Genomic DNA, 23,560 nt, shown 5'->3' with positions numbered 1-23,560 from the left:
ACGAGGAGGCGCCAGGTTAAACTGAAGGGACTGACCCCGGAGGAGTTCCGGAGACAGTCCCTTGCGGCGTAGTTTTTATTTAAGCCGTCCAAGTTTTGGGGTGCAGTTCAAATTTGGGACGGGGCTTTTTTAGCTACCCCGGCTGATTGTTTGCTGGTTTAGCCGATAGCCTGCCGGGACAGCTAAAAAAGCCCCGTCCCAAATTAGCTACCCGGCTTCGATGACTGGGTCGGTGCCCTTTGTGCGGAGGTGGGCGTTGTTGCTTTATACTGGTGCGGTTAGACATCCATCCTGCAATCGAGGAGATTTCCATGGCATCAGACGTTCGCGTCCGCTTTGCACCCTCACCGACGGGCAAGCTGCACATCGGCGGCGCCCGCACCGCTATCTATAACTGGGCTTTTGCCCGCGCAAACGGCGGCACGTTCATCCTGCGCATCGACGACACCGATCCCACCCGCTCTACCGACGAGAACACGCAGATCATTCTGCGCGCTATGCGTTGGCTGGGCTTGGACTGGGACGAGGGTCCCGAGGTTGGCGGCGACTTTGGCCCCTATGCCCAGACCGATCGCCTGGACCTGTACAAGCAGGCCGCCCAGAAGCTTTGGGACGAGGGCAAGGCCTATCCCTGCTTCTGCACCAAGGAGCAGCTCGAGGCCGACCGTAAGGCCGCCCAGGAGCGTAAAGACCCCTTCCAGGGCTATCAGCGCCGCTGTCGCGATCTCGATCCCGAGGAGGCACGCCGCCGCATCGAGGCCGGCGAGCCCTACGTCCTTCGCATCAAGGTGCCCGAGGACCGCGGCGATGTCGTCATCCACGACGCCGTCCACGGCGAGGTGACCTTCGACGCCAAGGAGCTCGACGACTTCGTCATCTTCCGCTCCGATGGCACGCCCACGTATAACTTCGCGACCGTCGTCGACGACGCCATGATGAAGATCACCCATGTCATCCGCGGCGACGACCATCTGTCCAACACCCCGCGCCAGGTCATGGTTTACGAGGCCCTCGGCGCGCCCGTTCCCACGTTCGCCCACATCTCCATGATCTTGGGTGCCGACGGCAAGAAGCTCTCTAAACGCCACGGCGCCACCTCGGTGGAGGAGTACCGCGACGCCGGCTACCTGTCCGACGCGTTCGTTAACTACCTGGCGCTGCTCGGCTGGTCGCTCGACGGCGAGACCACGATCATCCCGCGCGATGTCCTGGCCAGCAAGTTCTCGCTCGACCGCATCTCTAAGAACCCGGCGACCTTCGACCCCAAAAAGCTCGACTGGGTCAATGCCGAGTATATCAACAACATGTCCGACGCCCAGTTTGCCGACGAGATCATGGTCCCTGAGCTGCACGAGGCCGGCATGATCGAGGGTAACATCGAGTACGGCGAGGACTGGATCGACGCGCTTGCCGCCATCGTCAAGCCGCGCACCAAGATGCCGGCCGACGCCGTGACCGTCGCCGCTCCCATCTTTGCCACGGCCGAGACGCTCGAGTATGACGAGAAGTCTGTCAACAAGGGTCTGGCCAAGGAAGGCATGGGCGCCATTCTGGATGCCGCCAAGGCCGCTCTCGAGGGCGTGGACGAGTGGACGGCTGCCAACATCGACGCCGCGCTTGAGCCGCTGCCCGAGCAGATGGACCTCAAGAAGCGCGTGGTGTTCCAAGCTGTGCGCGTCGCCGTCTGCGGTAACATGGTGAGCCCCCCGCTGGGCGAGACCATGGCGCTCGTCGGCCGCGACGACTGCTTGGCGCGCATCGACCGCGCCCGCACGATGGCGCTGTAGCAGCTGCGTAAACGCATGTATCCGAGCCCCGTTCACCCGAGCGGGGCTCTTGTTTCTAAAGACGTATGGGATGGGAGGTACAGAGACCATGGCCGAGCAACTGTCGCTGTTTGGTTCGCCGGAACCTAAGGGAGCTCCGAAGTCCGAGGCCTCTGCCGCCGTCCCGGCGCAGCCCGAGCCCTCACCCGAACCCGTCTCCGCCTACGCGAGCGTGGTCCTCGACATCCCGACCCGTGCGCTCTCCGAGCCCTTCGACTACGGCATCCCGCAGTCCCTTGCCAACGATGCCCAGATCGGGTCCACGGTCCTGGTCCACTTTGGCAACCGTGCGGCCGCGGGCTATATCGTCGATATCGCGCCCGAGTTGGGCGACCTGCAAGGCAACGACGCCCTCGACCCCTTGCGCATCAAGCCCATCGAGGCTATCCTCAGCAAGCCGCTCTTTACCGCCGAGGCTGCACGCATTGCGCGCTGGATGAGCCACGAGTACGTCGCGACGCTTTCCGAGTGCCTGCGTCTGTTCTTGCCTCCGGGCGGCAGTCCGCGTGTCGTGAAGGGCGATGACGGCGTGTGGACCGTTGAGCGCCCCGCCGTCAAACCCATCCAAAACCGTTGGGTCATGCTCACGCCCGAGGGTTTCGACTACGCGCCGCCCAAGACAGCGGTCCGTCAGCGTCAGCTCATCGACGCGCTCCAATGCGGCCCGGTCACGACGCGCGACCTCAACCTGCTCTACAACAGCATGTCGGCAACCATTAAAGCGCTCGAAAAACGCGGCGTCGTGGTGGTGGAGGAGCGCCGCGCCTGGCGTGGGTGTAGCGAGCAGACCACGTTGTCCTCGGCAAGCGGCAAGGCGCCGGTTTCTCTCACCAACGGCCAGCAGCAGGCGCTCGCGCAGATTGAACGCGCCCGCCTTGATGCCCATGGCGACGTGGTCCTTGTCGATGGCGTCACCGGTTCCGGCAAAACCGAGGTTTACCTCTCGGCGATTGAGCGCGTGCTGGCGGCCGGCCGTTCGGCCTGCGTGCTCGTGCCCGAGATCTCGCTGACGGCCCAGACCGTCGGCCGCTTCCGCTCGCGCTTTGGCGAGACGGTCGCGGTCTTCCACTCGCGACTTTCGGCCGGCGAGCGCCTGGACCAGTGGGATATGGTTGCCAGCGGTGCCGCGCGAGTTGTCGTGGGCGCCCGCTCAGCGCTCTTTTGCCCGCTCAGCGATCTTGGCCTCATCATCATCGACGAGGAGCACGAGACCAGCTACAAGCAGGGCTCCAGCCCGCGCTACCATGCGCGCGAGGTGGCTGCCGAGATGGCGCGCCGCTATCGGTGCCCGCTCGTGTTGGGCTCCGCCACGCCATCGGCCGAGGCCCTCGACCGCTGTCGCCGCGGTATGTACAACGGTGCTACCTGGACGCGTGTCGAGATGCCCGAGCGCCCGGGACACGCCGTGCTGCCCACGGTCCGCATTGCCGACCTGCGCCGCGAGTTCGCGCACGGCAGCCGCTCCATGTTCTCTAAACCGCTGATGGAGGGCTTGGAACGCGTGGTCGAGCGCCGCGAGAAGGCCGTACTGCTGCACAACCGCCGCGGTTTTGCGCCGTTTTTGATGTGCCGTGAGTGCGGCTGCGTCCCCACCTGCAACCACTGTTCTACCGCGCTCACGTACCACGAGCGCACGCACACGCTGCAGTGCCACACCTGCGGATCGTCTTGGCGCGTGCAGCCCTATCCGGCGTCCACGAGTCGTTGTCCCAAGTGCGGCAGCCGCTACCTGGCAAAAATGGGCCTGGGTACGCAGCAGATCGAGGACGCCCTACACCAGATACTGCCCGAGGATGTCGCCATCATTCGCATGGACGCCGATTCCACACGCGGCAAGGATGCGCACAAAAAACTACTCGAGCAGTTCGATGCCGCCGATTGTGCGGTGCTGCTGGGCACCCAGATGATTGCAAAGGGCCTCGATTTTCCCGAGGTCACGCTCGTGGGCGTGGTCAATGCCGACTTTGCGTTAAAGCTGCCCGATTTTAGGGCAGGGGAGCGCGCCTACGATTTGCTGGAACAGGTCGCCGGTCGCGCCGGTCGCGGCGATCGTCCCGGCGAGGTTATCATCCAGACGTATCTGCCCGAGGACCCGGTCATTCGCGCCGTCGCCGAGCACGACCGCTCGATCTTTACCGACTACGACCTGGACCAGCGCCGCGACGCCCTGTATCCGCCGTTCGTGCGCCTTGTCAACGTTTTGGTGTGGTCGGCGAATCGTGATAATGCGCGAGACTACATTGGGCGCATCGCAAAGCTCCTCAAGCGCCGCTGGCATGCCGCCGCGCCTGACTTTTTGCGGGCCGGAAGCGCCGTGCCCCAGGTGCTGGGCCCCGCTTCGTGTGTAATCGAGAGAGCCAAAGACCGTTATCGCTTCCATCTGCTTGTAAAGTCGCCGGTAGGGTACCATGTCTCTGATGATATCGACGCCTGCCTCAAAGAGGTGGGCTCCGTGCGCGGCGTGAGCGTGAGCGTTGACGTCGACGCCTATGATTTGATGTAACAACCCGAAAGGATGGCCATGGAAGCCAACGGAATCGTACTTTCGCCCGACCCTCGTTTGCGCCAGGAGTGCGCCGTTATCGAGGAGATCACCCCGGCGATCGAGGCGCTTGCCGAGAAGATGAAGAAGATGATGTTCGACAACGGCGGTTGCGGCCTGGCTGCCCCGCAGATCGGCGAGCTCATCCAGCTCGTCACCATCGACTGCGATTACACCGACAAGAACGACTATGACCCGTACGTGCTCATCAACCCTGTCATTGTTGAGCAGAGCGACCATCTGGTGCCGTTTAGCGAGGGCTGCCTGTCCATTCCCGGCATTAGCTGCGAGATCGAGCGTCCCGACCATGTCGTTGTCGAGGCATACGATCTGGACGCCAACCTGATTCGCTATGAGGCCTCGGGCGACCTGTTCTGCGTATGCCTGCAGCACGAGATCGATCACCTGCACGGCAACACCATGTTCGAGCGACTCAAGCCGATGCAGCGCATCAAGGCCGTCAAGGAGTACCAGGACGCCCTGGCCCGCGGCGCTCGACCGGGCGAGACGGAGTAGGTCCCACCGTCCCCTTCCGCCACAGGGCTTAGGTTTTGCTCCATGCTCAAACAGTCCTGCTCGCACGAAGAGCACATTAAGTGCTCTTCGGCTCGTGCGGAACTGCGCGTGGAGCAATAACCTAAGCCCTGCGGCGGAAGGGGACTGCGTTTTCGTGCTCCTTTTCGCCCGGGTGCCGTCGGGCCAGGGAGGGGCGTCTTCGCTGATAATTGCTTTGTCGGAAGAGCTGCTTTTATTGCGGCTCTTTCTTTGGTTTTGGGTATATTTGTTCTTGTTGAATTGTTATTGCGGATGGGCTGGTGACTTGGCTTTCCGCTGTTATTTGTAGCCGTCTCGGTTTTGTTTGAGGGGAGACGTTCTTTATGCGTATTGTGTTTATGGGTACGCCCGATTTCGCGGTGCCGTCGCTGACTTCGCTTGTTGATGCTGGGAATGAGATTACGCTGGTAATTACGCGTCCCGATGCTGTTCGCGGGCGTGGTAAAAAGCTGGAGCCGTCTCCTGTTAAGGCCAAGGCGCTTGAGCTTGGTCTGCCCGTTGTTGAGACAAATCGTATGACGCCGGATGTTATTGATCGCCTTAAGGCTGCTGATGCCGATATTTTCTGTGTGGCTGCCTATGGCTGCATTTTGCCCGATGAGGTGCTGCATATGGCGCCGCTCGGTATTGTGAATGTTCATGCTTCGCTGCTGCCCAGTTGGCGTGGCGCCGCTCCCATTCAGCGTGCCATTCTTGCTGGTGACGAGGTTGCTGGCGTTTCCATTATGCGCATTGGGCATGGCGTGGATACGGGCGCTTATTGCGCGCAGGTGTCGACCTCGGTTGCCGGTAAACATGCCGAGGCACTGACCATGGAGCTTGGTGAGCTGGGCGGTAAGTTGCTTGCCGATACGCTTCCCTCGCTTGCCGACGGCTCGGCTGTTTGGATTGAGCAGGATGAGTCACTCGTCACTCATGCTGCCAAGATTTCCAAGCAGGAGATGCGTCTGGATCCGCAGATGAGGGCGCTTGATTGCGTGCGTCACGTGCTTGCCTCTTCCGACACCGCTCCCGCTCGCTGCGTGATTGCCGGCAAGACCGTGCGCGTGCTCGATGCCGCGCCGGCAGATGTATCGCTTGGCGAGGGGCTCGTTGCTGTTCAGGCCAAGCGCGTCTACCTGGGCCTGTCCGATGGCGCGGTCGAACTGCTCGAGGTTAAGCCCGATGGTAAGCGTGCTATGGCTGCTTCTGCCTGGGCTGCCGGTCTGCAGGGTGCGGATCTTTCGTGGGGTGTTTTGTCATGAGTAAGCTTTCCCCCGCGCGCAAGCTCGCGCTCGATGTTTTGATGGAGGCCGATCGCCGCGGCATGTACGCGCGTGACGTGCTCTCGTCCCGTGCCTCGGCCAAGGCCATTGACCAGCGCGATTCTGCTTTCGCCGCTCGTTTGGCACTGGGCGTTGCAGCCACCCAGGGCATTTTGGATGAGCTGCTCGACCAGTTTCTCGATAAGCCCAAAAAGGTCGCGCCTCGTGTGCGCATGGCACTTCGTATCTCGGCCTTCGAGATGCTCTACCTGCATACCCCGGGTCGCGTTGCGGTGAGTCAGGGCGTTGAGCTCGTGCGCAGCGGTGCTAAGTCTGCCGCCGGTCTGGCGAACGCCGTGCTGCATAAGGTTGCGAACAACGTCGAGGACTTTGCCACTGCGGCGGATGCCGATGAGTCCGAGCGCCGTTTGGTTCGCCTATCTCGCCTGATGGGCATGCCGCGCTGGCTGTGCGCTCGCATTATGGCGTCGTTTGATACACCCGAGGGCGCGCTCGGCTTTGCCGGCAATCTGGCGCCCGCGCCGCTGGCTTTGCACGAGAATGCCTTTGCAACCAACCCCGATCCGTACATTTCGCAGCTTGTGGCACCCGTGTTCCCGGGTTGCCATGCGCCGGTCGACGCGCAGGCCACGGTTGCGTCGGGTGTGTTTGAGCGCGCAGCCGCCGTGGCCTCGGACCTTAACGCCCAGCTCATCGCTACCGCGGCGACCCGTCCCGGGCGTTGTCTAGAGATTGGCGCCGGTCGTGGCACTAAGACCTATGTGATGATGTGCCAGGCCAAGCGTGCCGGTTACGACCGTCAGCACACCGCACTCGATTTGCACGACCGCAAGTGCGACCAGAATCTCGCACGTCTGCATAAGGCGGGTATTACGGGTGTTCGTACGGTGTCGGGCGATGCCTGCGAGCTCAATGAGGTGCTCACGTCCTTTGACGCGATGCTTGGCGAGCCTGCCCTGTTCGACACGGTGTTTATCGATGCTCCGTGCTCGGGCACCGGCACCATGCGCCGTCATCCCGAGATACCGTGGCGTCTGACCGAGAACGACGTTACGACTGAGTTGCCCCGCCTGCAGCTGACGATGCTCAAGGAAGCAGCCGCGCGCGTGGCTGCCGGCGGTGAGCTTATCTATGCCACCTGCTCGGTCTTCGACGAGGAGAACACGCAGGTCGTTGATGCCTTCCTAGCCTCTCCTGAGGGCGCCGACTTTACCGTGGCACCCCTCTCCGAAGCCCAGATTCTGCAGCTGCCCGAGTTCGCCCAGGCCAAGAAGCTTGTCTCCGTACGCCAGAACGACCGTGGACTTTTCCAGAGCGTCCCCGCAAACGCCGACTCCTACGACGGCCACTTCTGCGCCAGACTGGTCCGCAAGTAAAACGGATTCCAAGGGTAGCTAATTTGGGACGGGGCTTTTTTAGCTGCCCTGGCCGCCAGTCGGCCAAACATTTGCATTATCAGCTGGGGCAGCTAAAAAAGCCCCGTCCCAAATTAGCTAAAGAGTGGGAAAAATAGTCCCGTTTCATACTTGCTGCTATCAAAAGTAGAGCGGATTACGGGGCAAGATTGGTGATGCCTGACCACAGCAAAAATGGCCTAAATAAAACCGCAGGTAGATGGTTTGTTGAAATTTGCAAATTACCGGAATGGATAGAGGTTGCCAATTCGGCCCCGTAATCCGGCAGGGTTTTGAAATGTTACAAACTTAGCATCAGCCCGAAATCCGATCTAAAGAAGAGTTGCGGTGAAATGGATCCTGTTTGACCGTTGAAAGGGCTGATTCAGGAACTATTTCACCGCAACTCATCAGGAAGCCTGGGTGTCGGGACCGCTTGTCGCTAGTGGTTATGTGGGCAGTCGGCACAGCAACCGCTTGTGGCGCTGGTGCTGGACCCGCCACTGCGCTGGTCGGTGTTGTAGAAACCGCTGCCGTCGAACTTAATGCCGCTGGCCGAGAACGTCTTGGATGCCGGGGCGCCGCAGCTGGGGCATACAACCTCGGGAGTCTCGGACATGGGGTGCTCAACCTCAAAAACGTTGCCGCAGCTCGTGCACTTATATTCGTAGCGCGCCATAATACTTCCTTTTCAGCACAAAGCGGGCAGATCGCTCTGCCCGCAAAAATTCAAACAGCAGTAACTGTACCCTATATCGAGGGTTTTATCACGCTTCGCCCCAGAATCTATGGGTGCTGCGCAGGAGCTTCGCAGTTTTCCCTTCGGCCTCCGCAACGTCTGCCTCTTGTGCCTGCCACGTCCAGTTGCCTGTGGCTACACCCGGCACGTTCATACGTGCGTCGTCGCCCAGCCCCAGCACATCCTGCAGCGGCATCATCACCAGGGGGGCGTCGCTTGCGAGCGCGTCGCCCATCAGCTTGGACGCCACCTCAGCACCGCTCGGCTCGTCGCCGCCTGCAAAGGAGCGCGTGCACCAGCCAGCGAGCGTCGAAGTGTCGTGCGTCGAGGTGTACAGGATTTTGCCCGGCGTGGGATGAATTCCGCAGCGAACGTCGTAGTCACTAAACTCCAGTACGTCCATGCCGGGAAAACCGCAGGTCGAAGCCATAGCGCGAACGCCAGGCGTCAGATAGCCCAGATCCTCGGCAATAAAATTGAGCGGACCCAGCTCGTCGTAGGCGGTCTGGAACAGGTCCTTGCCCGGACCAGCAAGCCAGCGGCCGTCGGCACAGGCTTTGCCAGCGGGAATGCTAAAGTAGTTGTGGAAGCCCAGGAAGTGGTCCAGGCGCACGTGGTCGTAGAGCGCGAACGCTCGGCGCAGGCGATCGAGCCACCAGCGATAGCCGCTCTCCTTCATGTGATCCCAGCGGAAGGTGGGGTTTCCCCACACCTGACCTTCGGGCGCAAAGTTGTCGGGCGGCGCACCGGAGATCTCGATTGCCTTGCCGGTATCGGACAGCCAGAAGTTCTCGGGCTCGCTCCACGCATCTGCCGAATCGTCCGATACATACATCGGGATATCGCCGATGACCTCGATGCCCTTCTTGTGCGCATAGTTCATGAGCTCGCACCAAGCCAGGTCAAAGCGGTACTGCATGTACGCCTGAAGCTCGGCCTCGTCGTGGAAGCGCTTGTCGTCGATCAGATGCTCGTTGTAGCGCGCGACATCTGCCGGCCAATTGTGGCGCGACTCGCCCTTAAAGTATTTCTTAACGGCCATGTAGACGCAGTACTTCTCGAGCCAATCGGCATTGCGATGTTTAAACGCGGTGTACAGCGGGTCGGCATCTTCGCCGCCGCGGGCCTTCCAAGAAGCGAAGTCGGCGGCCAGCTCCTCGTGACTCTCGGGCAGCAGGTCGATGTTACCCGCAAAAGCCGAGGGTCCGGCATAGGGGGAGCGGAAGAAATCCGTCGGGTTGACGGGCAGGACCTGCCAGTAGCGCATGCCCATGGCGGCCAGGTGGTCGATAAAGCGGCGCGTGGGCGCGCCGATCGTACCCGGCTTGCCATCGTCAGTCGGCACCGAGGTGATGTGGCACACGACGCCCGCGCCATGATCGAGCGGCTCTTGCAGGCGCCTCTCGGCATGGTGATAGATGATCGAAGAGCCCAGTGGGTACAGATCGAGTGTGACCGTGCCGTTGTGGATCTCGCACTCGTGGCCGCTGATCACGTCACTCGCGCATTCACCGAGCGCCGGAATCGTCACGCGGTGCGAATTGCGCAGGCTGCGGTTGATGATAACAGTCGCAGCCTCGCCGTCTTTGCCCGTGCGGGTGTAGGCTAGGACGTCGTCGTTAAGCGCGAAGGCCTTGATCTCGCCGTCAACCATAAAAGGCAACGCGCGGCGCAGGGCGGATGCGTTCTTCACGATGGCCAACGTATCGAAATCGTGGAGCTGGTCCTTTGTCGGCAGGGTACGGCGGTTGCCCGGATCGGTGAGGCCCTCCAGGCCGTACTCATCGCCATAATAGATTGAGGGCACGCCGGGGAAGGTCATCTGCATGAGCGTCGCCAACCAAAAGCGCCTCTTGGCCAGGTCCATGGAGTTCTCGTCCAAGCGCCATTTGCTACGCTCGCTCTCGGGTAGCTGCGACTCGTCGGGACCACCGCCGAGCACCGAGATAATGCGCGGACGGTCGTGGCTCGAAAGCAGATTGAGCGCGCAGGCCAGTGCCTCGCGCGGGTAGTTCTCGCGCAGTGTCTCGATGTCCTCGGCAGCCTGATAGGCATCTCTGTAGCCCATCAAAAAGCCGATGACCATGTCGCGGAAGGGGTAGTCCATGGCGGAATCGAGTTCGGAGCCCTGCAGATAACGGCGCAGATGGCCATAGCTGATCTTGTTGGAGGCGTCCTCCCAGACTTCGCCGAGCAGCAGCGCATCGGGCTTCTCTTCGAGCACAGCGGCCTTGATATCGGCCAGGAAGTCATCGGAAAGCTCGTCGGCCACATCGAGTCGCCAGCCGTGGGCACCGGCGCGCAGCCACTTGCGAATGACGCCGTCCTTGCCCAAAAGCTTTTTGCGCACGAGCTCGGAATTCTCGTTGAGGGCGGGCATGTTGCTCACGCCCCACCAGCAGTCATACGAGCCGTCCTCGTGGAAGGTAAACGCATCGCGCCACGGGGAGTCCTCGCTCTGCCACGCGCCGACGCCGGGATAGTTGCCGTAGCGGTTAAAGTAGATCGAGTCGTCGCCCGTATGGTTGAAGACGCCGTCCAGGATGATGGAAATGCCGAGCTTCTCGGCCGCCTCGCACAGCTCCGTAAAGTCCTGCTCGGTTCCCAGAATCGGGTCGATCTTGGTGTAATCGGCCGTGTCGTAGCGGTGGTTGCTCGCGGCCTCAAAGATCGGGTTGAGGTAGATGGCCGTAAAGCCCAGCTCGGCGATGCGGGGCAGGTCATTTTGGATACCCTTGAGAGAGCCGCCGTAAAAATCCCAGGTCTTGATGGATCCGTCCTCGGCACGCTCGTACACGGGCGGCTCGTTCCAGTCCTCGACCATGCGACGCTGGATTCCCTTACGCGGTTTTTCGACCTCGGCCAGCGTGCGTTCGCGCCAGTTTTCGTCGCGGGCGTAGCGGTCGGGGAAAATCTGGTAGACCATGCCGTGCTCGTACCAGGTGGGACGGTTTTCGCGGTGCTTGTAGACGGTAATCTGGAAGGACGGAACCTCGGCGTAGTTGTATACAACGCCCTCGCCGCCGGTGCGACCCTGCGGCGCACCCAAACGGACCTCGGACTGGCCTTCGATATTGCATATAAAGCTGTACCATACAAGACAGGGCTCGTCGCAGTTGAGCTCACCGGTAAAGATGCCATCGCCCTTGTGCTCCATGGGGATCAAGGTCTCTCCGATGCCGTCGACCCAGGTGCGCAGGGTGAGCGTTGCCTGGTTGGGGTCGGCATCCTCCAAAATCACCGAAAGAGAAACGGAAGTTCCAGTGGTCACAGCGCCAAAAGGAGTGCGAAACTGCGTCAGGCGGCTGTTGTGTATCAATCTCATAGTACGGTCCAGTTCTATACAATCATGGCCAGCGGGCCATGGGCTTAACGCACAGTGCATAAGTATATCCGTTGCACTTTAGTTGTATAAACTACAGTCGCTCACTATCGGCGAACGGTTTTCCTAGAAAATCGTTTTACCAACTATCTACAGAGAAGGGGCGCCCGGTTTGAGCGCCCCTTGTTTAGGGTTTTTATTAGGTTTTAGATCGTCTGTGGACTAGCGGCGCTTGCGGGTGGCCGTTGCCTTGCGGACGGAGGTCTTCTTGGTCGGAGCCTTTTCCTCGGCTGGAGCGGCGGGGGAGACCGGGGCCTTCTTGGCGGGTTCGGTTTTTGCCGTAGCCTTTGGAGCGGTCTTGACCTCGGCGGCCTTCGGTTCCGGCTCGGCCTTTACTGCGGGTTTGTCCTTGGCTTTAGCCTCTGCCTTGGGAGCGGCTGTCTTGGTCGTAGCCTTTTTGGCCGTTGTCGTGGCGCGCTTGCGTGTGGTGGTCTTGGCGGCCGGCTTTGCCTCTACAGCTGCCTCGGCCTTGGGCTCGGAGGGCGCCTCCTCGACCTTGACGGCGGGCTTTGCAGCAGCCTTCGGGGCCGTCTTCGCGGCGACCTTCGTCGTAGCAGCCTTGGTCGCCGGCGACTTCGTAGCCGTGGCCTTCTTGGCGGTTGCGGTCTTGGTTGCGGTCTTGGACGCGGTCGTCTTCTTGGCAGCGGTCTTGGCCGGAGCCTTTGCCGCGGTCTTAGCCTCGGCAGAGGTAGCCTCAGCGGTGGCCTCGGCCTTTACCTCGGGAGCGGCCTCGGCTTCGACGGCCTTCTTGGCAGCGGCGGTCGTACGCTTACGCGTGGTGGTTGCCTTGGCAGCGGTGGTCTTGCTCGTAGCGGCCTTCGTGGTCGTAGCCTTCTTAGCCGTCGTCTTGCGGGTCGTCGTCTTCTTGGCGGCAGGCTTCGCCGTGGGCTTTACCTCGCCGTCGTCAGCCGGCTTCTCCTCGGCCTTGGGCTCCTCGGCAGCAGCGGGCTCCTTAACGGGTGCCGCAGGCTCGGCCTCGGCAGCAGCGGGCTCCTTAACGGGTGCCGCAGGCTCGGCCTCAGCGGCAACCGGCTCCTCCACAGCCGCAGCAGCCTCCACTGCCACCGGCTCCTCCACAGCCGCAGCAGCTTCCACTGCCACCGGCCTCTCAATCTCTGGATGCATAAAGAAGTACAGGTCCAGATACTTATCGGCCGAACGTGTCCAGCTAAAGTCCTGGCTCATGGCCTGCGTGACCAGCTGATTCCAAGCCTCGCGGTTATCCCAGAACAGGCGAGCCGCACGGAACACCGCGTCGCCCATCTCGTCGCCGTTAAAGTGACTAAATGAGAAGCCCGTGCCCTCGCCGGTAAACTCGTTGTACGGTTGCACGGTGTCCTTCAGGCCACCGGTCTCGCGCACAATGGGCAGGGTGCCGTAGCGCATGGCGATGATCTGCGACAGGCCACAGGGCTCAAACTTCGAAGGCATCAGGAACATATCGGCGGCGGCGTACATGCGCTGCGAAAGCGCCGGGTCAAACTCGATACGCGCCGCCATGGTGCCGGGGTATTTGCCCTGGAAGTAGCGAAGGCCGTCCTCGTAGTCGCGGTCGCCGGTACCCAGCACGGCCACCTGAACGCCACCGGACAGGATGCGGTCGAGCGCGTACATGACCAGGTCCATGCCCTTCTGTCGCGTCAGGCGCGTGACCATCACCATAAGCGGGCGGTCGTCGCGAATCTCGAGCCCCAACTCCTCCTGCAGTTTGGCCTTGCATACGGCCTTCCCCGCACGGTCATCAACCGTGTAGTTGGCGGCAATGCGCTTGTCGGTCGCCGGATCAAAACCCACAACGTCAATGCCGTTGAGGATACCCTGCAGAGCGTACGAACGCTCGCGCAGCACGCCGTCCAGGCCCTCGCCAAACTCGGGCGTCTGGATCTCGCCCGCATAGGTGGGGCTCACCGTGGTGATGGCATCGGCATAGTGCAGCGCGCCCAGCATATAGTTAATGCTGCAGGCGTCACAGCGCAACTGCGTGGCGGCTGCCGGAATATGCGCCATACCCAGTATGTCTTCCATCACGGTGTCGCTAAACTGGCCCTGGAACGCCACATTGTGGATCGAGAACACGGTCTTGACGCGGTCGTACAGCGGCAGGCCTTGGTAGAACTCTCGCAAGAACACGGGCGCCAGCGCCGTCTGCCAGTCGTTGCAGTGCAGGATGTCGCACTCAAAGCCTTCGGGCAGGTGCTGCAGGCTCTCGGTGATGGCCTTGGAGAAAAACGCGAAGCGCTCGCCGTCGTCAAAGAAGCCGTAGGGATAGTCGCGCGCAAAGTAGTGCTCGTTGTCCACGAACATATAGGTGACGCCGTCGTGCTCGAGCTTCTCCAACCCGCAGTACTCGTTGCGCCAGCTCAGGCTCACGTAAAAGTCGGCAAAGTGCTCCATCTGCGCCTTGTACTCGTCCTTGATGGTGGCGTACTTGGGCACCATCACAATGACTTCGGCGCCAGCGCGCACGAGTGCCGCAGGCAGCGAGCCCGCCACATCACCCAAGCCACCGGTCTTAACAAACGGCGCGCACTCGGCCGAGGCAAACACGATCTGCATCTTTTTGCTGGTTTGTGCCATTTTGTCTCCCATGTTGCAATTCGAGAATAGTCGCCTGGCGCTAACCGGGCGACTATTCTACAAGTTACGTGCGATTATGTGGTGCCAACGTTAACGAGCGATGGTGGTATCGGAAGTTAACGGAGCCTTGCCCAGCACCAGGATGTTCTCGGGAGTACCGCGAAGCTCGGTGTTGGTGGGAACCACGTTGTTCTTGTCCAGGATGGCGTTCTCAACACGGGCGCCGCTCTTGATGATGCAGCTCTGGTTGATGATCGAGTTGGTCACCGAGGCGCCTTCCTCGATCACAACGCCGCGCGACAGAATCGAGTTGCGCACGGTGCCCTTGATGATGCAGCCGGCCGAGATGATCGAGTTGCAGGCGTGGCTGCCGGTCGCGTAACGCGAAGGCGGCACGTCGTGGGCCTTGGTCAGGATCGGACGCTCGGGGTCAAAGAGCTGATCGGCCACGGTCTGGTCGAGCAGGTCCATGCTGCGACGATACAGCGACTTCTCGCTAAACACGCCCACGACCTCGCCCTTGTACTCATAGCTGCACACGTCGATGTTGCCAAAGTCGCCCTGGAGCGCCTCGAGCAGGTCCAGATAGTCGGCGGCCTGGTAGTGGTCGATGATCTCGAGCAGCGTCTCGCGGTTGACGATGCAGCAGTCCATAGAGGCGTTGTCGCCGTACGCGACGCCGGCGCTCACGCCCGTCAGGCGGCCGTTCTGGTTGATATCGAGCTTGGTCTCGTCTTCGACGTTGTGCGTGGCCTTGCAGTACACCACGGTCATCTGGGCACCGGATTTCTCGTGCGCCTCGATGATGGTGTTGAGGTCCATGTTAAAGATGACGTTGGTACCCATCATCACAACATAGGGCTTGTCCGAGCGCTGGAACAGCGTCTTGTTGGAGATGATGTCGCGGAGCAAGAAGCGCATGCCGCCCTTGGTGGTGCCATACGCGTTGCCGGGCACCATGAACAGGCCGCCCTTCTTGCGGTCCAGGCCCCAGTCCTTGCCCGAGCCCACGTGGTCGATCAGCGAGCGGTAGTTGCCCGGCATGACAACGCCGACGGTCTTAATGCCGGCATTCATCATGTTGGACAGCGGAAAGTCGATCAGGCGGTAGCGGCCCAAAAACGGAACGGACGCGATGGGGCGATCCTTGAGCAGCACGCTGCCGTAGGTCGAAGAGTAGTTAGCGGTGATATAGCCGATGGCCTTGCGATTGATCATCGGATCATTCCCCCTTCCCGACAACGACGTCATTTCCAACGACGGCCGTATCCTTGGTGGTATCGACAGAGCCGAGCTTCACGCCCTCTTCGACCGTGGAGTTCTCGCCCAAAATAGCGCGGCAAATGTGCGCACCGCTCTTAACGTGCGCACCCGGCAGCAGCACGGAGTCCTCGACCACGGCGCGCTCCTCGATAATGACATCGGTCGAAAGGATCGAGTGGCGAGCGGTGCCGTAGATCTTGCAGCCATTGGAGACCAGGCAGTCGTCCAGGCGACCGTCCGGGCCAATGTAGTGCGGCGGACGCGTCGTGATGTTGGACATGATGGGGAAGCTCTTGTCAAACAGATCGAACTCGGGGTTGTTGCCCAGCAGGTCCATCGAGGTCTCGTGGAAGCTGGCGATGGTGCCAACATCCTTCCAAAAGCCGTGGAACTCGTAGCTGTACAGGCGCTTGTTCTCGCCGAGCAGCTTGGGGATGATGTCCTTGCCAAAGTCGTGGCTCGAGCGCTGGTCCAGAGCGTCCTCCTCGAGCGCCTTGATCAGCACGTCGGCCGAGAAGATGTAGATGCCCATGGACGCGAGGTTCGAATCGGGCTTCTCGGGCTTCTCCGTGAACTTGGTGATGCGGCCGTCCTCGGGATCGGTGGTCAGGATGCCAAAGCGGCTGGCCTCCTCCCACGGCACGGGCATAACGCTCACCGTGAGGTCGGCGTTGTTCTCAATGTGCGTCTTGAGCATCTTGCGGTAGTCCATGCGATACAGATGATCGCCCGAAAGAATCAGGACGTACTTGGGGTCGTTGGACTTGATGTAGTCGAGGTTCTGCGTGATGGCGTCGGCCGTGCCCGCATACCATGCGCCACCGGTTTGCGTCTCGTACGGCGGCAGGATCGACACGCCACCGTCGCGGCTGTCCAGATCCCACGCCTCGCCAGAGCCCACGTAGGCATGCAGCAGATAGGGACGATACTGCGTCAGAACGCCCACCGTGTCGATGCCCGAATTGGAGCAGTTGGACAGCGAAAAGTCGATAATGCGGAACTTGCCACCAAAGCTAACCGCCGGTTTAGCGATCTTTTGGGTGAGTGCCCCCAATCGACTGCCCTGTCCTCCTGCGAGGAGCATCGCGATGCATTCTTTCTTACTCATCGATTTCTCCTTCTGTCATCGATGTTCCTAAACCCATTAGCGACGGGCGCGGCGCTCGGTCGCGCCCGTCGAGTAATGCCGTGCGGCAAAGGGAACTCGCGGCCTTTAAGCGTGCCAGATCTCGTCGCGGTACTCGCGAATGGTGCGGTCGCTCGAGAACCAGCCGCTCGAGGCGGTGTTGAGCAGGGCCTTGCGGTTCCAGGTCTCCTGGTCGCCATAGCTGCCCGTGAGCTTCTCCCATGCATCCACGTAGCTGCGGAAGTCTGCCATAACCAGGTCGGGGTCGTTGTTGTTCATAAGCTCGTTGTAGATGCTCTCAAAATTGCCCGAAAGGCCGGCAAACGTGTTGTCCTTGAGCTCATCCATCACGCGGCCCAGACGTTCGCGATCATTGTTGAGCGTATCCCACGCAAAGTAGCTGTTCGATGCCCAGAGCTGCTCGACCTCGGGAGCGGTCAGGCCAAAGATCGCCTCGTTCTCGCGGCCGGCTAAATCGGCGATTTCGATGTTGGCGCCGTCGAGGGTGCCCAGCGTAATGGCGCCGTTCATCATGAGCTTCATGTTGGACGTGCCCGAGGCCTCCTTGCCAGCTGTGGAAATCTGCTCCGAAATCTCGGCGGCAGGGTAGATGAGCTGTGCGTTGCTCACGCGGAAGTTGGGGATAAAGCAGACCTTCATGACCTCGTTGACGCGCGGGTCGTTGTTGATAACCTCGGCAACGGAGTTAATGAGGCGGATGGTCTCCTTGGCAAAGGTGTAGCTCGAGGCAGCCTTGCCGCTAAAGATAAAGGTCGTCGGTGTCACGTGGAAGTTGGGATTGGCGATGCGACGGTTGTAGATGTCCATCACCTTCATGATGTTCATGAGCTGGCGCTTGTAGGCATGGAAACGCTTTACCTGAACATCGAAGACGGTGTTGGGGTCAATAACCAGACCGGTCTCTGCCTTAACGTAGGCAGCAAGGCGCTCCTTGTTGGCGCGCTTGGAGGCACCCACGGCCTTAAGGAACTCGGTGTCGTTCTGAAAACCTTTAAGTTTCTCAAGCTCAAAGGCGTCCTTCAGCCAGCCGTCGCCAATGGCTTCGGTCACGAGCTTGGCGTAGGTGGGGTTGGCCTCGGCAAAGAAGCGACGGTGCGAGATGCCGTTGGTCTTGTTGTTGAACTTCTCGGGCGTTAAGGCATAGAAGTCCTTGAGCACATTGTTCTTAATGATATCGGAGTGAATCTTGGCCACGCCGTTGACGCTGTGGCTGCAGATCACGGACAGGTTGGCCATGCGAACCTCGCCGTCCCATAGGATGGCGGTCTGGCGCAGACGCTCCTGCCAGCCCTCCTGCGTCGTATCGAACGACTCATGCCAACGACGGCTGATTTCGTCGATGATCTGGTACACACGGGGGAGGAGCTTGGAGAACGTGCCGATGGGCCATTTCTCCAGGGCCTCGGGCAGGATGGTGTGGTTGGTGTAGCTCACGACCTGCGTCACGATGTTCCAGGCGTCATCCCACTCGAGCTTCTTCTCGTCGATGAGGATGCGCATAAGCTCGGGGCCGCACATGGCGGGGTGCGTATCGTTGGTGTGGATGGCCACAAACTGCGGCAGCAGCTCCCAGTTCGCGCCGTGTTCCTTCTCAAAGGTGTCGAGCAGGCTGTAGATGCCGGCCGAGACAAACAGGTATTCCTGCTTCAGACGAAGCAGACGGCCGTGCTCGCCGGCGTCGTTGGGGTAGAGGATGGCGCTGATGGCCTCGGCCTCGGCGCGCTCGGCGTCGGCCAGGGCGTAGTCGCCGCGGTTGAAGGCCTCCAAATCGAAGTGCTCCTCGACCGGCTCAGCGGCCCAGACGCGCAGCTTGTTGACGGTCTCGCCGGCATAGCCCACCACGGGGATGTCGTAAGGGACGGCCAGGATGTCCTGCGTGTCCACGGTTCGATAGAACGTGCGGCCGTTCTCCTCAAAGCCCTCGACGCGGCCACCAAACTTAATGGTCACGGCCTTGTCCTGACGACGGACCTCCCAGGGATAGCCGTTGGTGAGCCACTCGTCGGTGGTTTCGACCTGGCTGCCGTTGACGATCTCCTGTTTAAACAGGCCGTAGCGGTAGCGCATGCCGTTGCCGTAGCCGGCAATGCCCTCGGCTGCCATGGAATCCAGGAAGCATGCGGCCAGACGACCCAGGCCACCGTTGCCCAGCGCCGGATCGGGCTCCTGGCTCTCGATGACGGACAGGTCAAGGCCCATATCGTCGAGCGCCTCGGCGACCATGTCGCGCACGCCAAAGTTGAGCAGGTAGTTGTCGAGCAGGCGGCCGATCAAAAACTCGATCGAGAAGTAGTACACGCGCTTCTTGCCCTCGGCGGTGGCGCGGGCGTCGCTCTTGGTGGCAACGGTGCGGGCCTTCTCGGCCACGAGCTTGGCCAGGGCGTTAAAGCGATCCAGGTCGCTGGCTGCCTCGACGCTCTTGCCGCTAATGCTCATGACGGCATCGCGATAAAGCTCGGTAAACTCCTGCTTGTTGTCGAAGATCTTATTCATACGTTCCTTTCCCCCGGGGATGTTTCTCCCGGAACGGTTGTGACTTGTATCCTACGCCCCGCTGGGACGGGTAATTACAGCTGTAACGGCTTTGTTACGCATCCTTAGGTGACGACTTAACAGAAGCAGACTTGGCTTTGGTAGCGGCCTTTTTGGCAGCCGGCTTCTTGGTCGCGGTAGCCTTGGCAGCGGGCTTTGCGGCGGCCTTAGCCTTGGCCTTGGTCGTCGTAGCCTTCGCCTTGGCCGGAGCCTTCTTGGCGGCCGCTGGCTTGGGCTTTACCGAGGACGCACGCTTGCGGGTCGCCTTCTTGGGCTCCTCGACCACGGGCGGCTTATAGCTGCTGGGGCCGCGACGCTTAAGCACCACGCCTGCCAGGCTGGGCACCTTAATCTCGATGGAGTCCATCTGCCCGTTCCAGGGATAGGGCTCGCTCGAGCAGGTGTAGGGCTCCTCGCCAGCATAGCCGCTGCCGCCAAACTCGGGACGGTCGGAGTCAAAGATGACCTCCCAGTCGCCCTCACGCGGCACGCCCACACGGAAGCTCTCGTAGGCCGCCGGGTCAAAGTTGATCAGGATCACGAGGTCGTCATCGACCTCCTCGCCCTGACGCACAAAGCTCACGATGGACTGCTTGGAGTTGTCCGCGTCGATCCAGGTAAAGCCGTCGTCATTGTAACCGCGCTCGTACAGGGCGGGCTCGGCGGTATACAGGTGGTTGAGCGCCTTAATGAACGCCTGATGGTGTGCATGGGTCTCATACTGCTCGGTCAAGAACCACTGAATAGATTCGTAGTAGCGCCACTCGATAAACTGGCCGATCTCGTTGCCCATAAAGTTGAGCTTGGCACCGGGGTGCGTCATCTGGTAGAAGGCGAGCGTGCGCAGGCCGGCAAACTGGCGCCACCAGTCACCCGGCATGCGGCCGATGAGCGAGCACTTGCCGTGCACGACCTCGTCGTGGCTCAGCGGGCAGATAAAGTTCTCGGTAAAGGCGTACATGATGGAGAACGTGAGCAAGCCATGGTTGCCGGGGCGCCACGGAAAATCGGTCTGCATGTAGTGCAGGGTGTCGTTCATCCAGCCCATGTCCCATTTGTAGTGGAAGCCCAGGCCGCCGTCCTGCGGCGGATAGGTCACCAGCGGCCACGCGGTGGACTCCTCGGCCATCATCATCACGTCGGGGTAGTGCGCCTCAACAGCGCAGTTGACCTGACGGATAAACGCGCTGGCGTCCAGGTCCTCCTCGGTACCGTACTTGTTGAACTTCTTTTGGCCAGGATCGTCAATGCCAAAGTTGAGGTACAGCATGCTGGACACGCCGTCCATGCGAATGCCGTCCACATGGAAGTTCTCGATCCAGTACAGCACGTTGGAGACCAAGAAGGAGCGGACCTCGCCGCGGGCGAAGTCAAACTTGTGCGTGCCCCAGTTGGGGTGAATCTCGTGCTCAAACAGCATGTGGCCGTTAAAGGTGGCAAGGCCGTGGGAGTCGGCGCAAAAACCGCCGGGCACCCAGTCCATAATCACGCCGATGCCCGCCTCGTGGCACGCATCGATAAAGTGCATGAGCTGCTGCGGGTTGCCGTAGCGCGACGTGGCGGCAAAGTAGCCGGTCGTCTGGTAGCCCCAGGAGCCATCGAAGGGGTGCTCCATAAGCGGCATGACCTCGATATGCGTGTAGCCCATATCGCGCACGTAGTCCACGAGCTCCACCGACAGGTCGTCGTAAGTGTAAAACTCGCCGCGCTGCGCAGGGAAGGGGTCCATGGGACCGGGGTAGTTGCCGTACTCGTCCGGCTCGCCCTGTGGCTCGTCTCCGTGGCGCTTCCACGAGCCAATATGCACCTCGTAGATGTTGAGCGGCTGCGACATGTGGTTGTGGCCGGCGCGGCGCTTGAGCCACGCGGCGTCGTTCCACTGGTAGCCATCGAGGGTCCACAGCACGCTCGCCGTTCCCGGAGGGCACTCGGCCTTAAAGGCGTACGGATCGGCCTTGTAGAGCTTTTCGCCCTCGTTGGTCTCGATGAGGTATTTATAGAGCTGGCCCTGCTCGGCGCCAGGAATAAAGCCTTCCCAGATAGCGCTCGTGTGTACGGGCACCAGCGGGTTGGCTTGTTCGTCCCAATTGTTAAATTCACCGATAACGTGGACGCTCTTAACGTCGGGCGCCCAAACGCAAAAACGCCAGCCGCGCGTGCGCTGCTGCGTGTCGGGATGCGCGCCCATCTTTTCCCAGCTGCGCTCCCACATTCCAATGCCAAACAGATAGACATCGTCCTTGGTGAGCTCCGGTGCGTGCGGGGCGGCTTTACGGGTAGCGGGCTTTTTGGTTGCTGGCTTTAGCTTTGTATCGCTCACGTTTGATCCCATCATGACGCGGCAGCGTGTTGCCTTGGTGACTAGATGCGAAAGGTCCAAGGCTGCACGAATCGAAGGGACGGCGATAGCTCTATGAGTCGTCCCACCTCGCGTGCACGGTGGAACTTTCGGCAAAAACCACAATAACACCTGTCCGTTACTTTTATGGACGAAAGTGGATTTACGGTGGCGTTTAATCGGTGAGCGCCATGTTTATGCCACTGACAGAATTGCGATGGTAAAACTCTTGACAGTTTTACCAATTAGGGTTTCAAGATTTTTAGATTTACGTTTGGTAAAACGTTTTTAGCAGGTTGTTTACCATTTGACATTGAAAGGTTTGCGAATGAACCACACAGCCGCCTCTAATGTTGCTTTAATTTTTGATTGCGACGGCACACTGGTAAATAGCACCCCCGTTTGGGGCTATGCGCAGCCCGAACTATTGCGGCGTCACGGCATTGATGTAACGGTCGACGATTTTGCCCAGTTTGAGCATTTGTCGCTCGAGGACGAGTGCCAGGCCTACCACGACACGTGGGGCATTGGCGAAAATGGCGAGGAGCTGTATCGCGAGCTGAGCGACATCCTGATCGATGGCTACTCCAAGGTGCCGCCGCGCGAGGGGCTCCTGGCATTTTTGGAGCAGGCGAAGTCGGCCGGCATTGCTATGTGCGTGGCCACGTCCACGCCGGCCGAGCTGGTGCAGTCCGCACTCGTGGGTGCGGGGCTCGACGCCTACATGGAGTTTATTACCACGACGGGCGAGGCGGGGCGTTCCAAGCAATTCCCCGACGTGTACGAGCTGGCGTTGCGTCGCCTGGAAGAGCGCCACGGTCACCAGTTTGAGCGCGCGTGGGTGTTTGAAGACGCCGTCTTTGGCCTTAAGAGCTCTGGCGCTGCAGGCTTTAAGCGGGTGGGCATTTATGACCCTCACGGCCGTATGGAGCGCGACGAGGTTCGCGATAACTGCGATATCTTTATCGATAGCTATGAGGACCTGGATCTGGCCCGTGTGCTTGCGTTTAAGGGCTAGGCGAGGGCCGTGGCTTGCAAAGTATTAGTTGTTTGCGGCTCACCGGTGGTGGCGAGCGCGGATCTGTTGCGTCGACTTGCGGGGGAGTGCGACCACGTTGTCGCCGTGGACCGCGGGCTCGACGCGCTGCTAGGCGCTGGCCTGGGCTGCGACGTGTATGTAGGAGATGCCGACACGGTGAGCGACACCGGTCGCGCGTTGGTCGATGCCGCCGAGGCCTTTGAGGTTGAGCGCCACGACCCCTACAAGGACTATACCGATTTGGCACTTGCACTCGATTCCGTCCGACGCCGCTGGCCGGGTGCCGAGGTGGTTGCGACCTGCGCCACCGGCGGTCGCCCGGACATGGCCCTGTCTGTGTTAGGGCTCCTGGCAGGCTATGCGGACGCCCCCACTTGGATTGCCGAGGACAAGGTGGTCGCCCGCATCCTTCACGCAGGCGAGACCTGGATCATTGAGGGTGCCGAGGGCAAGACGTTCTCCATCATCGCCATAGCCCCCAACACAGAAATAAGCGAACACGGCCTAGAGTGGGAACTAGACCACAGCCCCCTGGGTCTGCTAGCCGACACCGGCATCTCTAACGTCGTAAGGAAAACGACCAAGATCCAAGTCCACCAAGGAACGGCAATCGCCTACCTCTACAAGTAAGGTGCCGCCGCGTGAGGGTTTTATCGGGACGGTGGGCGAGTAGGCAATCGCCGCGTGAGGGTTTTATCGGGACGGTGGGCGAGTAGGCAGTCGCCGCGTGAGGGTTTTATCGGTTCGGTGGGCGAGTAGGCAATCGCCGCGTGAGGGTTTTATCGGTTCGGTGGGCGAGCAGGCAATCCCCGCGTGAGGGTTTTATCGGGACGGTGGGCGAGCAGGCAATCGTGAACTGCCTCCCATTTCTTGGACATGAGAAATGGGAGGCTTTTTATGCGTGTCGACTTGAGGGTGAAGCACGACATCGAGGCCAGGAAGGCGGCGATCGGGCTCTTCG

General features: G+C 60.7%; 16 protein-coding genes. 8 read left to right on the top strand and 8 right to left on the bottom strand.

Going from position 1 to position 23,560, the window contains the following annotated elements:
* The 6 genes from ACTQ1E_RS08175 to ACTQ1E_RS08150 all read left to right on the top strand — a co-directional run.
* Positions 1–72 (top strand): IS3 family transposase (locus tag ACTQ1E_RS08175; protein WP_441015707.1); only part of this gene is annotated, 72 nt, incomplete at its 5' end.
* 239 nt (positions 73–311) lie between these two features.
* Positions 312–1,787: a glutamate--tRNA ligase gene (gene gltX, locus ACTQ1E_RS08170; protein WP_441565778.1), complete on the top strand. Its 1,476-nt coding sequence runs from the start codon at positions 312–314 to the stop codon at positions 1,785–1,787.
* Between the two features lie 70 nt (positions 1,788–1,857).
* Complete coding sequence (gene priA / locus ACTQ1E_RS08165; protein ID WP_441565776.1) at positions 1,858–4,329, top strand: replication restart helicase PriA; 2,472 nt, start codon at positions 1,858–1,860, stop codon at positions 4,327–4,329.
* Positions 4,330–4,347: 18 nt separating this feature from the next.
* Positions 4,348–4,884: a peptide deformylase gene (def, locus tag ACTQ1E_RS08160; RefSeq protein WP_118449363.1), complete on the top strand. Its 537-nt coding sequence runs from the start codon at positions 4,348–4,350 to the stop codon at positions 4,882–4,884.
* 362 nt (positions 4,885–5,246) lie between these two features.
* A complete protein-coding gene (gene fmt, locus ACTQ1E_RS08155) occupies positions 5,247–6,167 on the top strand; it encodes a methionyl-tRNA formyltransferase (RefSeq protein ID WP_441565775.1) in 921 nt (306 codons plus the stop codon).
* Complete coding sequence (locus tag ACTQ1E_RS08150) at positions 6,164–7,564, top strand: RsmB/NOP family class I SAM-dependent RNA methyltransferase (RefSeq protein WP_441565773.1); 1,401 nt, start codon at positions 6,164–6,166, stop codon at positions 7,562–7,564. The genes fmt and ACTQ1E_RS08150 overlap by 4 nt, the downstream gene beginning before the upstream one ends.
* A 460-nt stretch (positions 7,565–8,024) precedes the next feature.
* Here the strand turns inward: ACTQ1E_RS08150 and ACTQ1E_RS08145 are convergent, their stop codons facing one another.
* The 7 genes from ACTQ1E_RS08145 to glgB all read right to left on the bottom strand — a co-directional run bounded on the left by ACTQ1E_RS08145 (position 8,025) and on the right by glgB (position 21,557).
* Positions 8,025–8,261, bottom strand: coding sequence for an FmdB family zinc ribbon protein (locus ACTQ1E_RS08145; protein WP_154518065.1), 237 nt, complete (start codon positions 8,259–8,261; stop codon positions 8,025–8,027).
* 88 nt (positions 8,262–8,349) lie between these two features.
* The gene (locus tag ACTQ1E_RS08140) at positions 8,350–11,646 is read right to left on the bottom strand and encodes a 4-alpha-glucanotransferase (RefSeq protein WP_441565771.1); all 3,297 of its coding nucleotides are present in this window, start codon (positions 11,644–11,646) and stop codon (positions 8,350–8,352) included.
* A 219-nt stretch (positions 11,647–11,865) separates the two neighbouring features.
* Positions 11,866–14,280, bottom strand: coding sequence for a glycogen synthase GlgA (gene glgA / locus ACTQ1E_RS08135; protein WP_441565769.1), 2,415 nt, complete (start codon positions 14,278–14,280; stop codon positions 11,866–11,868).
* 90 nt (positions 14,281–14,370) lie between these two features.
* Positions 14,371–15,498, bottom strand: a complete 1,128-nt coding sequence (gene glgD, locus ACTQ1E_RS08130; RefSeq protein WP_441565767.1) for a glucose-1-phosphate adenylyltransferase subunit GlgD — start codon at positions 15,496–15,498, stop codon at positions 14,371–14,373.
* A 4-nt stretch (positions 15,499–15,502) separates the two neighbouring features.
* A complete protein-coding gene (locus ACTQ1E_RS08125; protein ID WP_441041080.1) occupies positions 15,503–16,651 on the bottom strand; it encodes a glucose-1-phosphate adenylyltransferase in 1,149 nt (382 codons plus the stop codon).
* A 105-nt stretch (positions 16,652–16,756) separates the two neighbouring features.
* Entirely contained in the window at positions 16,757–19,183 is a 2,427-nt protein-coding gene (locus ACTQ1E_RS08120; RefSeq protein WP_427747385.1) for a glycogen/starch/alpha-glucan phosphorylase, read from the bottom strand.
* 94 nt (positions 19,184–19,277) lie between these two features.
* On the bottom strand, positions 19,278–21,557 hold the full coding sequence (gene glgB / locus ACTQ1E_RS08115) for a 1,4-alpha-glucan branching protein GlgB (protein WP_441565780.1): 2,280 nt from the start codon (positions 21,555–21,557) through the stop codon (positions 19,278–19,280).
* Positions 21,558–21,888: 331 nt separating this feature from the next.
* Between glgB and ACTQ1E_RS08110 the strand changes: the two genes are divergently transcribed.
* Together ACTQ1E_RS08110 and ACTQ1E_RS08105 are read left to right on the top strand one after the other, a co-directional pair.
* Positions 21,889–22,578 carry an HAD family hydrolase gene (locus ACTQ1E_RS08110; protein ID WP_441565765.1) on the top strand — a complete coding sequence of 230 codons (690 nt, stop codon included), beginning with the start codon at positions 21,889–21,891 and terminating at the stop codon, positions 22,576–22,578.
* A 9-nt stretch (positions 22,579–22,587) separates the two neighbouring features.
* Positions 22,588–23,229 carry a thiamine diphosphokinase gene (locus ACTQ1E_RS08105; protein WP_441565763.1) on the top strand — a complete coding sequence of 214 codons (642 nt, stop codon included), beginning with the start codon at positions 22,588–22,590 and terminating at the stop codon, positions 23,227–23,229.
* 149 nt (positions 23,230–23,378) lie between these two features.
* On the opposite strand, the gene ACTQ1E_RS08100 is transcribed toward ACTQ1E_RS08105, so the two are convergent.
* A partial coding sequence (locus ACTQ1E_RS08100; RefSeq protein WP_441565761.1) for a hypothetical protein occupies positions 23,379–23,560 on the bottom strand: 182 nt, incomplete at its 5' end.

Origin of the sequence: Collinsella sp. LCP21S3_C7 (assembly GCF_052118485.1) — a bacterium.
In the GTDB taxonomy this organism is placed as follows: Bacteria; Actinomycetota; Coriobacteriia; order Coriobacteriales; family Coriobacteriaceae; genus Collinsella.
The sequence above is the reverse complement of the archived record's forward strand: the minus strand, read 5'-3'. Positions and strand labels throughout refer to the sequence as shown.

Excerpts from the sequence above, each read along its gene's own strand:
- ACTQ1E_RS08110 (WP_441565765.1), top strand. The coding sequence starts at position 21,889 with ATGAACCACACAGCCGCCTCTAATGTTGCTTTAATTTTTGATTGCGAC.
- gltX (WP_441565778.1), top strand. The coding sequence starts at position 312 with ATGGCATCAGACGTTCGCGTCCGCTTTGCACCCTCACCGACGGGCAAG.
- ACTQ1E_RS08145 (WP_154518065.1), bottom strand. The coding sequence starts at position 8,261 with ATGGCGCGCTACGAATATAAGTGCACGAGCTGCGGCAACGTTTTTGAG.
- fmt (WP_441565775.1), top strand. The coding sequence starts at position 5,247 with ATGCGTATTGTGTTTATGGGTACGCCCGATTTCGCGGTGCCGTCGCTG.
- ACTQ1E_RS08125 (WP_441041080.1), bottom strand. The coding sequence starts at position 16,651 with ATGAGTAAGAAAGAATGCATCGCGATGCTCCTCGCAGGAGGACAGGGC.
- def (WP_118449363.1), top strand. The coding sequence starts at position 4,348 with ATGGAAGCCAACGGAATCGTACTTTCGCCCGACCCTCGTTTGCGCCAG.
- ACTQ1E_RS08120 (WP_427747385.1), bottom strand. The coding sequence starts at position 19,183 with ATGAATAAGATCTTCGACAACAAGCAGGAGTTTACCGAGCTTTATCGC.
- ACTQ1E_RS08150 (WP_441565773.1), top strand. The coding sequence starts at position 6,164 with ATGAGTAAGCTTTCCCCCGCGCGCAAGCTCGCGCTCGATGTTTTGATG.
- glgD (WP_441565767.1), bottom strand. The coding sequence starts at position 15,498 with ATGATCAATCGCAAGGCCATCGGCTATATCACCGCTAACTACTCTTCG.
- priA (WP_441565776.1), top strand. The coding sequence starts at position 1,858 with ATGGGAGGTACAGAGACCATGGCCGAGCAACTGTCGCTGTTTGGTTCG.
- glgA (WP_441565769.1), bottom strand. The coding sequence starts at position 14,280 with ATGGCACAAACCAGCAAAAAGATGCAGATCGTGTTTGCCTCGGCCGAG.
- ACTQ1E_RS08140 (WP_441565771.1), bottom strand. The coding sequence starts at position 11,646 with ATGAGATTGATACACAACAGCCGCCTGACGCAGTTTCGCACTCCTTTT.
- glgB (WP_441565780.1), bottom strand. The coding sequence starts at position 21,557 with ATGATGGGATCAAACGTGAGCGATACAAAGCTAAAGCCAGCAACCAAA.